Origin of the sequence: Buttiauxella sp. B2 (genome assembly GCF_006376615.1) — a bacterium.
Lineage (GTDB): Bacteria > Pseudomonadota > Gammaproteobacteria > Enterobacterales > Enterobacteriaceae > Buttiauxella.
In genome coordinates this window covers 366,033-382,190 of sequence record NZ_VEXQ01000002.1, presented here as the reverse complement: position 1 = coordinate 382,190, position 16,158 = coordinate 366,033, and the positions used below count along the sequence as shown (strand labels likewise).

Below are 16,158 nucleotides of genomic sequence, written 5' to 3'. Positions count from 1 at the left end.
GAGCGTAGCGAGAAAGCGTTGCCGCAGGCAACGACCCGAAGGGCGAGATGCTTTAGCATCGAGTAATCCTTCCCCCGCCACCATCTTCCAGACCAAATTCAAAACTTCCAAATCGCACACCCCAACGTTTATTGACCTTGTCACCCCCCCCTTACACTGTTCACCATTCAAAAGACAAAAAAATACCCAGCCGAAGCCAGGTATTTTCAAATCCGGTATAAAGCACTCAGCGACGAGCGCGAACAATCTGATATTTACGTGTCAGATATTCAACCGGCGCACTCCATACATGCACCAGCCGGGTGAACGGGAACAGCAGGAACAGCGTCATACCCAGCACTAAGTGCACGCGGAAGATAAACGCCACACCATCCAGATGTTGTGATGCTCCGCCGTGGAACGTCACAACCGCTTGCGCCCAACCCACCAGCTTCATCATCTCACTACCGTCCATGTGTTGAGCCGAGAACGGAATGGTCAACAAGCCCAATGCACACTGAATCACCAGCAGGCTGAGGATCAGAATATCCGCAACCGTCGATGTCGCACGAATCCGTGGGTTTAAGAGACGGCGTTTAAGCAGCAGCAAGCCCCCTACCAACGTCATTACACCACACGCACCACCGGCAATCATCGCCATTTTCTGCTTCACGTCGATTGGCAAGAATGACTCGTACATCCAGTGCGGGGTCAGCATCCCAAGGAAGTGTCCGGCAAAAATACCCAGAATACCGATGTGGAACAGGTTTGATGCCAGGTTCATCCCTTTTCTATCCAGCATTTGGCTAGAGCCCGCTTTCCAGGTGTACTGGCCGTAGTCGTAACGCAACCAACTCCCCACCAGGAATACCGTGCCGCAGATATACGGGTAAATGTCGTAGAAGAACACATTGAGAAATTGCATGGTTACTGTCCTCCGATATTCAAATACTGCGGAGCAACAGCCCCGGCAAAGCGCTTCTGGTGACTGCTAATTTCAGATTCACCACACCCCGCGTCTGCAACAAACTTCACTTGTTCTTCTTCCCAAACGGCATCCAGAGCCTGCGGTGTATCATCGCGAGCTTCATCTGCAATTTGCTGGCTTACGCTTTCAACGGCTACATCGCTTTGGGATAAACCCAGTAACACCTCAAACAACACGGCATAATCGCTTTCACGCTGTTTCAGGCGCGCTGCCAGTAATGCCAGAATCGGCGCCACATCCTGCAACCCATCACGTGCTTGAGCTTCGTCACGCTGTGACAGATATTCAAGATACAGCGGCAGATGGTCCGGCAGCTCGCGGCTGTCGATTTCCATACCGGCCTGCTGGTACTGGTTCATTAGGTTCACCATCGCCTGACCACGATCGCGGGACTCGCCATGAACATGTTCAAACAACAGTAATGAGGTTGCACGACCGCGATCAAATAACTCGCTATAGCTTGCCTGCGCATCCAGCAATTCACGGCTGCATAGCGTCGTAATGAAATCGTTCAGCAGCGCTGCCTGTTGCAAATTGAGCGAGCCGCCTTCCGCTAACGCGTCACGAAGTTCCTGCTTGTGCTGCCACAGGGCAGCATCCGGGTACTCAAGCAAGCGGGAAATGACCAGAAGTTCAATCATGGTTTTGGCTCCGTTTTGCTGGACACATCAATCGCGTCGATACGTTTACTATTGAACAGGTTGAATTTACTGTCAGACCCGTGGCAACCGTCACCAAAGCTGAAACCACAACCGTTACGCTCAGGGAACGCATCTGCTGCCAGTTCGCGATGGCTGGATGGGATAACAAAACGATCTTCGTAGTTAGCAATTGCCAGGTAGCGATACATCTCCTGCGCCTGCGCTTCAGTCAATCCAACTTCTTCCAGCGCACTGATATCGTGAACCCCATCAACAGTTTCTGCACGTTTGTAATGGCGCATTGCCATCATGCGTTTCAGCGCGCGCAGAACCGGTGCGGTGTCCCCTGCAGTCAGCAAGTTCGCCAGGTATTCCACCGGAATACGCAGGCTTTCAACGTCTGGCAGAATTCCAGTGTGCGGTAATTCACCTGCATCAGCGGCAGACTGAATTGGCGACAACGGCGGTACATACCAAACCATTGGCAGCGTGCGATATTCCGGGTGCAGAGGCAGAGCCAGCTTCCAGTCCATCGCCATCTTGTAAACCGGCGACTGTTGTGCGGCGTCAATCACGCTTTGTGGCACACCATCTTTCAGCGCCTGCTCGATAACCGCAGGGTCGTTCGGGTTAAGGAAAATGCCCAGTTGACGCTCGTAGAGATCCTTTTCGTTTTCCGTACTTGCTGCCTGCTCGATAGCATCCGCGTCATATAGCAGTACGCCGAGGTAACGAATACGGCCAACGCACGTTTCGGAACACACAGTCGGCATCCCCGCTTCAATGCGTGGGTAGCAGAAAATGCACTTCTCGGATTTGCCGGACTTCCAGTTGAAGTAGATTTTCTTGTATGGACAGCCGGTGACGCACATGCGCCAGCCACGGCATTTGTCCTGGTCAATCAGCACAATGCCGTCTTCTTCACGCTTGTAGATAGCACCGCTCGGACAGGTCGCTGCACACGCCGGGTTCAGGCAGTGTTCGCACAGACGCGGTAAATACGCCATAAAGGTATTCTCGAACTGGCCATACATCGCTTTCTGCATATTGACGAAGTTTTGATCCTTGGCGCGTTTTTCAAATTCGCCACCGAGGATCTCTTCCCAGTTAGGGCCGGCTTCGATTTTGTTCATGCGTTGGCCGGTAATCAGCGAACGCGGGCGCGCAATCGGCTGGTGTTTTCCTGCCGGTGCGTTATGCAGATGCTGATAGTCGAAATCAAACGGTTCGTAATAATCGTCAATACCCGGCAAATGTGGGTTGGCAAATATTTTACCCAGCAGCATGGCGCGATTACCCATGCGTGGTTGCAGCTTACCGTTGATTTTACGGATCCAGCCGCCCTTCCATTTCTCCTGGTTTTCCCAGTCGTTCGGATAACCGAGACCCGGTTTGGTTTCGACGTTGTTAAACCACGCGTATTCCATCCCTTCGCGGCTGGTCCAGACGTTTTTACAAGTCACAGAACAGGTGTGACAGCCGATGCATTTGTCAAGATTCAGCACCATGCCGACTTGTGAACGAATTTTCATTTTACGCTCTCCTGTTTCTGGTCGTTGCCTTCACCGTCTAACCAGTTAATGTCTTTCATCTTACGAACCACCACGAACTCATCACGGTTTGAACCGACGGTGCCGTAATAGTTAAAGCCGTATGCCAACTGTGCATAACCACCAATCATATGGGTTGGTTTCGGGCTAATACGGGTGACCGAGTTATGGATCCCACCCCGTTGACCGGTGATTTCAGAACCTGGCAGATTCACGATACGTTCCTGAGCGTGGTACATCATCGTCATGCCTTCTGGCACACGCTGGCTCACCACCGCACGCGCCGTCAGCGCACCGTTTTTATTAAATACTTCAATCCAGTCGTTATCTTCGATACCCAAATCTTTGGCATCGATTTCGCTCATCCACACAATCGGGCCGCCGCGTGACAGCGTCAGCATCAGCAAGTTATCGCTATATGTTGAGTGAATGCCCCATTTCTGGTGCGGTGTCAGGAAGTTCAGTGCTTTCTCTGGGTTACCGTTGGATTTTTTACCCATAATCCCTTTCACGGAACGAGTATCAATCGGTGGACGGTACACCAGCAGGCTTTCGCCAAAATCACGCATCCACTGGTGATCCTGATACAACTGCTGGCGGCCAGACAGCGTACGCCATGGAATCAACTCGTGAACGTTGGTATAACCGGCGCTGTAAGAAACATGTTCATCTTCAAGGCCAGACCAGGTCGGGCTGGAGATAATTTTGCGCGGTTGTGCCTGAATGTCGCGGAAGCGAATTTTTTCATCTTCTTTATTGAGCGCCAAATGAGTGTGGTCGCGTCCAGTAAATTCACTCAGCGCCGCCCATGCTTTAACAGCAACCTGACCATTGGTTTCAGGTGCCAGCGTTAAGATCATCTCAGCGGCGTCAATTGCCGAGTTAATCATTGGCTGGCCTTTTGCTGGCCCTTCTGTTTTGGTGTAATTGAGCTTACGCAGCAGGTCCATTTCGCTCTGCGTATTCCAGGCAATACCTTTGCCGCCATTACCGATGGTTTCCATCAGTGGGCCAATAGAGGTGAAACGCTCGTAAGTCGCCGGATAGTCACGCTCAACCACCATCAAATGCGGCGCGGTCTTACCCGGAATCAGGTCACATTCACCTTTTTTCCAGTCCTGCACGCCAAACGGCTGCGCCAATTCTGCACTCGAGTCGTGTTGAATTGGCAGTGTCACTACATCAGTTTCTTTACCTAAGTGGCCGACACACACCTCAGAGAATTTCTTGGCGATGTCTTTATAGATATCCCAGTCGCTTTTCGATTCCCAGGCTGGGTCAACGGCGGCAGAAAGCGGATGAATAAACGGATGCATATCCGAAGTATTCATATCGTCTTTTTCATACCAGGTAGCAGTTGGCAGCACGATATCGGAATACAGACAGGTGCTCGACAGACGGAAGTCCAGCGTCACCACCAGATCAAGTTTGCCATCCAGACCGTTGTCTACCCACTCGACTTCTTCCGGCATCAGGCCGCCTTCTTTACCCAAATCTTTACCCTGAATACCGTTTTCAGTACCAAGCAGATACTTGAGCATGTACTCATGCCCCTTACCGGAGGAACCCAGCAAGTTAGAACGCCAGACAAACAGGTTACGCGGATGGTTATTGCCTGCATCCGGCTGCTCTGCTGCAAACCGAATATCACCACTTTTCAATTGTTGTACGGTGAAATCTGCCGGGCTCATGCCTGCGGCTTTCGCCTGCTTCGCAATGTTAAGCGGGTTAGTGTTGAGCTGTGGTGCAGATGGCAACCAGCCCATGCGTTCAGCGCGCACGTTGAAGTCAATCAGGTGGCCGCTGTAACGGGATTTATCCGCCAGTGGCGAAAGCAGTTCTTCGGCGGTCAGCGACTCATAGCGCCATTGGCTTGAGTGGTTGTAGAAGAACGAAGTGCTGTTCATATGGCGTGGTGGGCGCTGCCAGTCCAGCGCGAACGCCAGAGGCGTCCAGCCTGTTTGCGGGCGCAGTTTTTCCTGGCCCACATAGTGTGCCCAACCACCGCCGCTCTGGCCTACACAACCGCAGAAGACCAATATATTAATCAGGCCGCGGTAGTTGCTGTCCATGTGGAACCAGTGGTTCAGACCCGCCCCGACGATAATCATCGAGCGGCCGTGCGTTTTGTTGGCGTTGTCAGCAAACTCACGCGCAATACGGATGATGTTCTGACGAGAAACACCTGTAATTTGCTCAGCCCATGCTGGCGAATACGCTTTTACATCGTCATAGCTGGATGCACAGTTTTCGTCATTCAGGCCACGATCCAGGCCGTAGTTTGCAAGCGTCAGATCGTAAACGGTGGTAACCAGTGCAGTAGAACCATCCGCTAGTTGAATACGTTTCACCGGTAGTTTGTGCATCAGCACGTTATCGAGTTTAACGTTGCTGAAATGCTCGGAGCTTTCGCCGCCAAAGTATGGGAAACCTACGTCGGCGACTTCGTCATGGCTACCCAACAGGCTCAAGCGCAGCTCGGCTTCTTCGCCGCTGGTGCCATCACGCTGTTCCAGGTTCCATTTGCCTTTCTCGCCCCAGCGATAACCGATAGAACCGTTTGGTGCCAACAGCTCACCGTTTTGGCTGTCCACCGCCACTGTTTTCCACTGCGGGTTATTTTCCTGGCCCAAACCATCAACCAGATCAGAGGCACGCAACATACGGCCTGCGGCATAGAAACCATCGCGTTCTTCTAACATCACCAACATTGGCATGTCGGTATATCGGCGAACGTAATCGGTGAAATACTGGCTTGGGTTGTCGAGGTGGAATTCACGCAGCATAACGTGGCCCATTGCCAGTGCCATTGCTGCATCAGTCCCTTGCTTCGGTGCCAGCCACTGATCGCACAACTTGGCGATTTCAGCATAGTCCGGCGTTACCGCAACAGTTTTGGTGCCCTTGTAGCGAACTTCCGTAAAGAAGTGCGCATCCGGTGTACGCGTCTGCGGAACGTTAGAACCCCAGGCGATGATGTAACTGGAGTTATACCAGTCAGCAGATTCCGGCACGTCAGTTTGCTCGCCCCACGTCATTGGCGACGCAGGCGGCAAATCGCAATACCAGTCGTAGAAACTCAGACAAGTACCACCGATCAGGGAAAGATAGCGAGCGCCCGATGCGTAAGACACCATAGACATTGCCGGAATTGGCGAGAAGCCTGCGATACGGTCAGGGCCGAAGGTTTTTGCGGTAAAGACGTTTGCCGCAGCAATAAGCTCATTCACTTCCAACCAGCTTGAGCGCACAAAACCACCGCGACCACGAGCTTGTTTATAGCTTTTTGCTTTTTCGGGATCGTTGATAATTGAGGCCCAGGCATCCACTGGATCTTCATGTAGAGTTTTCGCTTCACGCCACAGTTTGATCAGACGCTTACGCATCAAAGGATATTTCAGGCGGTTAGCACTGTAGAGGTACCATGAATAACTTGCGCCACGTGGGCAGCCGCGTGGTTCATGGTTTGGCATATCTGGGCGAGTACGCGGGTAATCGGTTTGCTGAGTTTCCCAGGTCACCAGGCCGCTTTTAACATAGATCTTCCAGCTACAGGAGCCAGTGCAGTTTACACCGTGAGTGGAACGTACCACTTTATCGTGCTGCCACCGCTGGCGATAACCTTCTTCCCAATCACGATTGGTATCGAGCAGTTGGCCATGTCCATCGGCAAAAGTTTCGCCCTTCTGTTTGAAGTAACGAAACCGGTCAAGAAATTTGCTCATCGGGGTTCTCCTGATGTGGAGCCTGGAGGCTCTATCTTATGAATACGACATTGCTTATTTGCTGGCACGGTAACCCGCGTAAATGAAGGGATAATTGATAATGATCAACTGTAGATGAGGACACTTTGGGGTAGCCCTGCCGGCATACCACCAAAGTGGCAGTAACAATTAAACAGCTAACAAATTGAAAATACAGTTATTATTGGCGTAGTAACAAAATGCGAGGAGTAGAAATTAATGCTGCTGGGTATTAAGGGGTAAGTCTGAAAAGGTGAAGTCAGGGGGTATAACAATGGGGCTTTTCAGCCCCATCTAAACTGAGCAATGTTTAGGCTGACGGCAACGGTTGGGATTGACGTTCAGCATGGATATTTTTAATGAGCAAACCTGAAATAATTATCCCTGCACAGGCAAAGACAGCCATCAGACCGAATACAATTTGATAGCCAAACAGACCAGGATTGGAATCTAAAATGTATCCATACAGGCTGTAACAGAACATCGCTGGGGCATAGCCAATAAAGCTCCCCAATGCCATCGCAGCACCGGTATTTTTTTCACTAATTCCCGCTTCACCGATAGGAGCAAAGAACACGGCACGTTGGGTAAAGATCACCGCGCCAAACATCAAAGTACAGGCCATACCCAAATAAACTGGCATATGTTCATGTGGTAATAAAATCAGGCCGACTAATGCAATGGCACTAATAATAAAAGTATAGAACAGATACTTGCTTGGTGATTTTAAAACTTTATCAGCAATTAAACCGCCAATTGGGCCACCGACCATTTTCAGGCAATATTGGTTAATAATTCCGTATGCACCCACCAAGGCTATCGGTAATGCATAGATGTTTCTTAAGAATGGAATAAAGAAAGTTAAGCCGCAATACACCGCGTACACAAAGAATACGCTGAAGGAAATCAACCAAACGGTTTTATTTTTTAATACACTACCAAGACCTGGTTTATCTTCTTTTTCCCCGGGAATTTCTTGCTTCACCACTTGCTCTTCTGGGCTTTCTTTCAGCACAAACATAATGACCACGCCGACGACAATCGCGATGCCGGAGTAGAATAAAATAGCTGCTCTAAAACCAAAGTAGTCGCTACCAAACCAGGTAAATACCGCCAGCGCACTAAAGGCAATAATGGTATCAACAATACCACGTCCAGTTTCAAAGAAGCCAAATAAGCGCCCTTGCTGGGTGTTGTCACCAAGTAAACTGACGGACTTTAACAGCACCGGCCAGTTGAGCATGTCGCAAGTCACACCGAACAGCGCCCAGACAAACAGTATTCCCCAATAGCCCGGCATGGTAGATAAGTAAATGCCCAGCAGACCGGTAGCGATCAGTGAAAACGACATGGTAAAACGACGTGGCAGACGGTCAGAAAAATAAATAGACAGGAAGAAACCAATCGTCGTGACAATCGAGTTGACCGACATCGCGTTACCAATTTCACCGTTGGTCAGATGAAAATACTCCTGCATAGGAACATAAAATGCATCTTTCAATGATGGTAATTTATATATTGTTCCACCGCACAGAACCAACAGACTAAATATAGTCCATCTTTTTTTAGTTAGCATAAGACACCCCACCCTGAATTAGCGGCATTCATTATTGTTTTGAGAGTACAGTTATCTCACGCAACATGAGACACCTGGCTTTAAATGATTCTAATTATTTATTTAATACAGCTAGCGCATCTTTATTCAGATCAGCAACAATATTGCGGACATGACTGATTTGATTCATTGCATCATCAATTTCTTTATTCAGCCTTTCAGCTAGCCCCAATGTAGGTAAAGGTGTTTCACTCATCTCACGTAATGGTATCCACGGATTACTGTCTTCATCGGTAAAACGAAATGCTAGCGCGTAATAGTCCACTTCTTCTTCCAGACCGAAAGCCGTGACTTGGGGTTTATCCTCACCTAAACAGATTAATTGCAGCAACAACTCTTTAAACGGCAATTCACCTTGCCCAGAAATACATGCGGTATGCCCGCGTCCGGTACCTTCGTGGTTAATCAACGCATCTTTGATATGCACCTGGGTGATTTCTTTTCCCATCACCGCCAACGCTTCAAGTGGCTCTTCATTGGCGTTAATCATGTTGGCAAAATCAAACAGCAGGGAAAGCTGCGGGAAGTCGGCCTGTTGCACCAATTGTACCAGCTCATGGCTTTGCAGATCTTCGTGTTGCTCAAGAGTAAAGGTCAGGCCGCTGTGTTGGTATTGCTCTTTAATGTATTGAATATTTTTAGCAATAATTTCCATTACCTCAGACAACGTGCCTTCATAGCGTGGATAAAACCGCACTGATGTGGCAGCCGATTTCAGCGCAATATTGACCGCTTCATCAATCGTACGCGCATCCGACGCACTGGTTTCGATATGTACATCCAGCCCTAACTGGCGCGCTTTTGCCGCAAAACGCTCGAGGCGCTCATCGCTGGCATGTCTTAGCGACTGGCTTTCACCATCAACAACATGAATCTTCACCCCTTTCAGTTGCTGTTGGCTGGCAATATCCAGCAAATCTTCCGGCAGGATCTTCTCCATACGCATATTTAAATGAAACGCATAGGCATGCAGATAAAGCGGTAGATCCGCGGCGCGCTCGATAATTTTTGTAGCTTGGATGCTATCCATGGTAACTCCTATAAATCGATATAAAACTCTACAGATTCAAAACGCCAATATTCAATATCAACCTGAATAACGTGCCCGACTTCGTCAGCACGGTATTTTTCAACACGGATAGCCGGTGTGCCGGGTGTGCCGCCCATACCTTTGCAGGCGCCCGCCGAAAGCCGTGTTGGTTTAAACGCTAAATGCTGCGTGTGCGAGCTTTTGCCGAAGGCTTCTTGCCACACTTCCACAAATGAACGATCGCCTAATTTGTCGATAAAACTGGGTGCAAACTGCGCGTTGATAAAGGTTTCATGATAGAAAACTTTATGGTTATCAAGGGCTCCCCATCCACAAATCTTGTAGATTTCATCACCCTCTTTGACGTTCAACAGCGCCAAAATTTCCGGTTCTGCGCTATAAATGCGCTCTTTCTCCAGAAATCCCCAGGATGGTAAACGCCCCTGTTCCAGCGCGGCCTGCTTAAAACTGGTGGAAGTATTCGGGGTGTATTTGAAACACGGTAAGGCGACGAACCAGCCGCGACGATCTTTACGGAAGATCTTTTCTTCCCCTTCGAGAAACAACAGCGCCTGCCGCAGCGTCATGCGCTTGATGCCCAGCAACTCTTCCAGTTCACGTTCGGAAGGTAATTTACTGCCCGGCTGGACCACACCTTTGCTCAGCCAGTCGTTGAGCATCTCTTTTGCGGCTTCTACTGTGGAACTGCTTTTCATGCTTTAACCCATTTGGTTTAAACCAGATTTAAAGAAAAGGTACTCTTTGCCTGCGAAAGTGACAATGGTACTTGGGTGAGTAGTTATTCTAAATGTGAGGTTTCTCTCAGAATCAGGCAGGATCAGGGGGGTATTTCAGGCAAAAAAAAGCGCGACGACGTCGCGCAAGGGATAACCAAAAGGTCAATCGGTTAAAATATTATCTGGATGACTTGCGGCCATAAACGACCCAGGTAATCACCACACAAACGATGTAAAACACGAGGAAGACTTTCATCGCGCCTGCAGGAGAGCCTGTTAACGCAAGCGAAGTACCGAATGCCTTCGGAATAAAGAAGCCGCCAACTGCACCAATTGCAGAGATAAAGCCCAACGCCGCAGCAGTATCCGTAGCGGCTTCACGCAACGCTTGTTCTTCACCGCCACCCTGCGCTTTTACGCGATCCATGGTCAATTTGCGGAAGATTACAGAGATCATCTGGAAGGTTGACCCACTACCCAAACCGGCAGTCAGGAACAGCATCAGGAACACGCCGAAGAAAGCAATGAAATTACCACCTACGCCGTTGTGTGGCAGTGTGGTAAAGAGCAACGCACTGAACACAGCCATAAACACGAAATTGATAAGCGAGACTTTAGTACCACCGAAGCGGTCAGAAATAGCGCCACCCGCAGAACGTGCCAGCGCACCAAACAGTGGGCCGAAGAACGCGAAATGCAAAATATTGACGTCCGGGAACTGAGTTTTTGCCAGCATCGCAAAACCGGCAGAAAAACCGATAAACGAGCCGAAAGTAGCCAAATACAGCACGCCCATAATCCACAAGTGGGCACGTTTAAGTACCGGCAACTGCGCTTTCAGTGACGCTTTTGAGGTCGCCAGGTCATTCATGCCAAACCAGGCTGCCAGAGTAAAGATAGCCAGAAGCGGCACCCACACCCATGCGGCGTTCTCCAGGAACAACATTGTGCCGTCGGCCTGCTCAACCCCTGTTCCGCCAAACACCGCAAACATGGACAGCGAAATCACCAGCGGCGCGACTAATTGCATTACGCTCACGCCCAGGTTACCCAGACCACCGTTAATACCGAGTGCGCCACCCTGTTTTGCTTTCGGGAAGAAGAAGCTGATGTTTGCCATGCTGGAAGCAAAGTTCGCACCGGCAAAACCACACAGCAGCGCAATGATGATAAATACGCCAAACGGAGTTGCAGGGTTTTGCACCGCAAAACCTAACCACACGCAAGGGATAATCAGGATCCCTGTACTAAATGCGGTCCAGCGGCGGCCACCGAATACAGGCACCATAAAGGAGTAAGGCACACGCAGCAATGCACCGGAAACAGACGGCAGTGCGGTAAGCATAAAGAGTTGGTCAGTGGTGAAGTTGAAACCGACTTTATTCAGGTTAACCGCAACGGCACTGAACAGCATCCACACGCAGAATGCTAACAACAAACAAGGAACAGAAATCCATAAATTTCGACTGGCAATGCCGTGACCCTTGCTTTGCCAAAATGCGGGTTCTTCTGGTCGCCATTCGGTAATGAGCGATCCCTTTTTCTGGCTATGGTTGGGGGACTGAGACATAAATACCTCAAAAGAAGTGTGAGTAATTGCCGTCACATTAGGTGCAAATGGAGAATGAAAATTGATGTGAATCAAGGGATAAACCATCTTAATATCGGCTAAAAATCCGCCATTACTCTTAATGAGTAAGGATGAAAAATGAAAATAGTGTGGTTTTTCACATGGCTGAAAGCAGGTGTTAGGGACCTTACACTGCGACATGCCACCTATGGCAATTAGTAGGTAACCCCGAAGGGGTATGGGTATACTCCAGGCGATGTCTGAGAATACTCGCACTCCCCTTTCTTTTACCCTGGAATACACCTGTTTATGCTAAAGCGCCTGCTGTCTCCCCTCACTTTGTTCAACCAACTAGCATTGATTGTGCTGTTGTTGGCACTGCTGGGTGTTGCGGGAATGAGCCTGGCAGGTTGGTTGGCACAGGGAATTCAGGGAAACGCACATGCCATCAATAAAGCCGGTTCGATGCGGATGCAAAGCTATCGCCTGCTCGCGGCTATACCACTGACCGAAAAAGACAATGCACTGCTAGATGAGATGGAAGAAACCACCTGGAGCACAGATTTACAACAAGCGGCGGAACAGGATGGGCAGCAAGAGAAATTAGCGGCACTGCAACATTACTGGCGCGAAGAGTTGGAGCCTGCATTGCGCGATGCGACGAACAATGAACAAGTCAGGCCGCATGTTGCCAGTTTTGTCGAACGTATCGACCAGTTAGTGACCACATTTGATCACACCACGGAAATGCGTTTGCACCGTATTATCCAGCTACAACTTGGAATGGCGGCGTTAATGGGGTTGCTGATTATTTTCACTGTTATCTGGCTGCGCAAAAGGCTGCTACGTCCGTGGCGGAAATTACTGGCTATGGCGCAAGCGATTGGACAGCGGGATTTTACCCACCGCGTGAATGTCAGTGGTCGCGATGAAATGGCGACATTGGGCATTGCGTTAAACAGCATGTCCGCAGAACTGGCTGAGAGCTATGCAAGCCTTGAACAGCGCGTGCGTGAGAAAACCGCCGGGCTTGAGCAAAAAAACCAGATACTTTCTTTTCTTTATCAGGCGAACCGCCGTTTGCATTCACAGGCTCCGTTATGCCAGCGTCTGTCTCCGGTTCTCAGCGAGTTACAACATTTAACGCCGCTGCGTAATATCGAGCTGCGAGTTTATGAATGCGAAGATGAAGAAAATTACGAAGAATATACTTATCAACCCGACAGCAGTTGTGACGCCAGCGGTTGCAACCTTTGCCCTCGCGAACCCATCCTGCAGCCATGCGAAACCACCGCGCAAAAATGGCGCTTGACGGACAACCATGTTCAATACGGCCTGGTGCTGGCGCAATTACCGCTCGGCAGTAGCCTGACGCACGACCAACAACAGTTGATTTTAACCCTGATTGAGCAGTTAACCGCAACCCTTGCACTCGAACGGCAATACGAACGCCAGCAGCAACTGGTGGTAATGGAAGAACGTTCCGCCATTGCACGCGAGCTTCACGACTCCATTGCACAATCGCTTTCTTGCCTGAAAATGCAGGTCAGTTGTCTGCAAATGCAAGGGGCAACACTACCTACTGAGATGCAGAGTTTGCTTGGCCAAATGCGCAGTGAGCTGAATACATCATGGCGACAATTACGAGAATTGCTGACCACTTTCCGTCTGCAATTAACCGAACCAGGATTGCGCCCAGCGCTGGAAGCCAGTTGCCTTGAATTTAGTGAGAAGTTGGGTTTCCCGGTGATGCTTGATTATCAGGTGCCACCGCGTCTGGTGCCGTCGCATCAGGCGATCCATCTGGTGCAAATCACCCGAGAAGCGCTCAATAACAGCCTTAAACACGCTTGTGCCACCGCTTGCGGGGTAAGCGTGATACATCATGACAATCAAATAACGTTAACCATATGGGATAATGGCCGTGGTATTCCCGACAACGGTGAGCGCCGCAACCATTACGGCCTTATTATTATGCGAGACCGCGCTCAAAGCCTGAAAGGTGACTGTCAGGTACGTGCGCGCCCAAGTGGCGGCACCCAGGTCATCGTAAGCTTTATCCCCGAATCAGACACAGGAGCAAACCATGAGTAACCCGGAAACCTCGACCATACTGCTTATCGACGATCATCCCATGCTGCGTACTGGCGTCAAACAGCTCATTAGCATGGCACCGGAACTGGCCGTGGTGGGTGAAGCGGGTAATGGGGAACAAGGCGTGCAGCTTGCCGAGGAACTCGACCCGGATTTAATCCTACTGGATTTAAACATGCCTGGCATGAATGGTCTGGAAACGCTGGATTGTCTGCGTGAAAAGCCACTTTCTGGCCGCATCGTCGTTTTTAGCGTCTCTAACCATGAAGAAGATGTCGTCACTGCGCTGAAAAGAGGTGCAGATGGTTACCTGCTCAAAGACATGGAACCGGAAGATTTACTCAAAGCACTGCAACAAGCTGCAGCAGGCGAAATGGTATTAAGCGAAGCGCTGACACCGGTTCTGGCCGCAAGCTTACGCGCCAACCGCGCCACCTCTGACCGCGATGTTAATCTGCTAACCCCGCGCGAGCGCGACATTCTGAAACTGATTGCCCAAGGTTTGCCCAATAAGATGATTGCTCGGCGTCTGGATATCACCGAAAGCACGGTGAAAGTCCACGTTAAGCATCTGCTGAAAAAGATGAAATTGAAGTCTCGCGTTGAAGCGGCAGTGTGGGTACATCAGGATCGTATATTTTGAGGTAAAACGGTGGATATTGCTAAACGCTAATCCACCCTACAATGAGTTTTCGTCGGTCGGATTCGCTCAGCGACATCCGACATTAACTTGTGGTTATTCAGGAAGTAACATATAACGCGGATCTTCAACCGGGTTTACCAGCAATGGTTCAGCCAGTTTTAGGGTAATCCAGTTAGACGTCACTTTCTGGCCTTTATCATCCTCAATCACCACCGAAAGACGATATTCATTCGGCCCTGTTGCGCTCCACGTCGGCATAATCATGCTCCAGCCATTGGTATCGCGGTTATTCCCAGGCGGTGTCAAACTAAGCGCATGAGTATCGCCCTGCCAGGTAATACTTCGAATGCCGTGGCTGGCGCGGATTTGCAGCTTAAGAGCCACCGTTTCACCTGGATGTAATTCCCAGGGTGGTGTAGCCAAAAATGCCGATAACGTTTTGCGTTGGCGATACTCCACCACCGGCAGAGAATCACGTTCTACGTTGTCATAACGGCTTCCGCGCAGTGAACTGGTGGTGGCAACTTCAGCAGCAGAAAGCTGTTTTTCAATTGGCACACCAAAACGATAATTCACTTTAAGACCCAGGTTATCCAACGATTCGCCACTTTCTCCCTGTTTATGCTGCGCGGTGAGCGTCAACAACGGAATGGGGGTGTAATTCAGCCCCATCGTCACCGCAACGGGATTGCGATAGCCGGTACCGTTATCAAACAGATCAACACTTTGGCCAAAATACTGCTCAAGGCTGACGCTGGTGTTGATATGGCGATAAAACGGGAGCCAGGCTTGCGCAGTCAAGTCATAGCCGCGCGCCATGCGTTGCTCCACCGTTTCACTATTTCCTGCCTGCCAACCGGCTAACGGTTGATAATAGTTCGCTGAAAGACGTAAATACTCGCCCCACGCTTCGGCACCAAATCCGGCGCGCTGCAAATTACTGGCGAGTTGATTGTCGTAAAATGCGTTATATCCCAACAACCATTGACCGGCCACCCAACGCTGCCCGGCACCAATATTGCCCACTGTTCCATCATCTTGCTGTGTAAAACCGACCTGACTCCAGGTCAAATAACGGTTGTTATCTTCCCAGGGAGTAAATAACGAGGCACTGCTACCGTTCCAGTTACCGTGCTCATCCACCAGCAAGTTAATACTGGCCTTCCCCCACGGCGAAAGCAGCGATTCGGCTTCGTTGGTTACTTTGCTGGTCAGCACATCACGCAATTGGGAGAAAGCAAACATACGCGCCTGTTCGCCGGTATCCAGCCCGTTATCAATCATGCTTTCTTCACCGAATTTTTTTGCCATCGCTGCGATTTCGCGCGCTGCGGCATCGGTTTCCGGCGCAATGCCCATATCAGGTAATTGTTGGGTGTTCTGGTCGAAAGGGTCAGCGGCTTTTTCGGTAAAGGTCTTCGGGGTACTGGCAACCCCTCCTGCGTAGAGGAGTGTGAATGACAGGGTGAAAAATGGCACAGCTTTTCTAAACATCTGGAAATTATAACATCACGTCACTGCAAATCATTCTTAAACTGATAAACACAGATTACTCCGGTGATTATCAG

General features: G+C 50.0%; 11 protein-coding genes and 1 other RNA gene. 3 read left to right on the top strand and 9 right to left on the bottom strand.

Annotated elements, in window-relative coordinates:
- A non-coding RNA gene (locus tag FH968_RS05005) (RtT sRNA) lies at positions 1–83 on the top strand; the annotation flags it as partial.
- 143 nt (positions 84–226) lie between these two features.
- Here FH968_RS05005 and narI read toward each other — a convergent pair.
- The 8 genes from narI to narU all read right to left on the bottom strand — a co-directional run bounded on the left by narI (position 227) and on the right by narU (position 11,853).
- Positions 227–904, bottom strand: a complete 678-nt coding sequence (narI, locus tag FH968_RS05000; protein ID WP_139878022.1) for a respiratory nitrate reductase subunit gamma — start codon at positions 902–904, stop codon at positions 227–229.
- A 2-nt stretch (positions 905–906) separates the two neighbouring features.
- Positions 907–1,608 (bottom strand): nitrate reductase molybdenum cofactor assembly chaperone, encoded by a 702-nt coding sequence (gene narJ / locus FH968_RS04995; RefSeq protein ID WP_139878021.1) that lies wholly within the window; start codon positions 1,606–1,608, stop codon positions 907–909.
- A complete protein-coding gene (gene narH, locus FH968_RS04990) occupies positions 1,605–3,140 on the bottom strand; it encodes a nitrate reductase subunit beta (RefSeq protein ID WP_139878020.1) in 1,536 nt (511 codons plus the stop codon). The genes narJ and narH overlap by 4 nt, the downstream gene beginning before the upstream one ends.
- Positions 3,137–6,883: a nitrate reductase subunit alpha gene (locus tag FH968_RS04985; protein ID WP_139878019.1), complete on the bottom strand. Its 3,747-nt coding sequence runs from the start codon at positions 6,881–6,883 to the stop codon at positions 3,137–3,139. The genes narH and FH968_RS04985 overlap by 4 nt, the downstream gene beginning before the upstream one ends.
- 328 nt (positions 6,884–7,211) lie before the next feature.
- A complete protein-coding gene (locus FH968_RS04980) occupies positions 7,212–8,477 on the bottom strand; it encodes an MFS transporter (protein WP_139878018.1) in 1,266 nt (421 codons plus the stop codon).
- A gap of 94 nt (positions 8,478–8,571) precedes the next feature.
- Entirely contained in the window at positions 8,572–9,546 is a 975-nt protein-coding gene (locus FH968_RS04975; RefSeq protein ID WP_139878017.1) for a sugar phosphate isomerase/epimerase, read from the bottom strand.
- Between the two features lie 8 nt (positions 9,547–9,554).
- The gene (locus FH968_RS04970; protein WP_139878015.1) at positions 9,555–10,262 is read right to left on the bottom strand and encodes a GntR family transcriptional regulator; all 708 of its coding nucleotides are present in this window, start codon (positions 10,260–10,262) and stop codon (positions 9,555–9,557) included.
- A gap of 199 nt (positions 10,263–10,461) precedes the next feature.
- The gene (narU, locus tag FH968_RS04965) at positions 10,462–11,853 is read right to left on the bottom strand and encodes a nitrate/nitrite transporter NarU (RefSeq protein ID WP_139878011.1); all 1,392 of its coding nucleotides are present in this window, start codon (positions 11,851–11,853) and stop codon (positions 10,462–10,464) included.
- 309 nt (positions 11,854–12,162) lie between these two features.
- Between narU and narX the strand changes: the two genes are divergently transcribed.
- Positions 12,163–13,947 (top strand): nitrate/nitrite two-component system sensor histidine kinase NarX, encoded by a 1,785-nt coding sequence (narX, locus tag FH968_RS04960; protein ID WP_139878009.1) that lies wholly within the window; start codon positions 12,163–12,165, stop codon positions 13,945–13,947.
- Positions 13,940–14,590 carry a two-component system response regulator NarL gene (gene narL / locus FH968_RS04955; protein ID WP_139878006.1) on the top strand — a complete coding sequence of 217 codons (651 nt, stop codon included), beginning with the start codon at positions 13,940–13,942 and terminating at the stop codon, positions 14,588–14,590. Before narX ends, narL begins: the two co-directional genes overlap by 8 nt.
- A gap of 93 nt (positions 14,591–14,683) precedes the next feature.
- Here narL and FH968_RS04950 read toward each other — a convergent pair whose 3' ends face one another.
- Positions 14,684–16,084: a YchO/YchP family invasin gene (locus FH968_RS04950; protein ID WP_139878004.1), complete on the bottom strand. Its 1,401-nt coding sequence runs from the start codon at positions 16,082–16,084 to the stop codon at positions 14,684–14,686.
- Between the last annotated feature and the right edge of the window lie 74 nt (positions 16,085–16,158).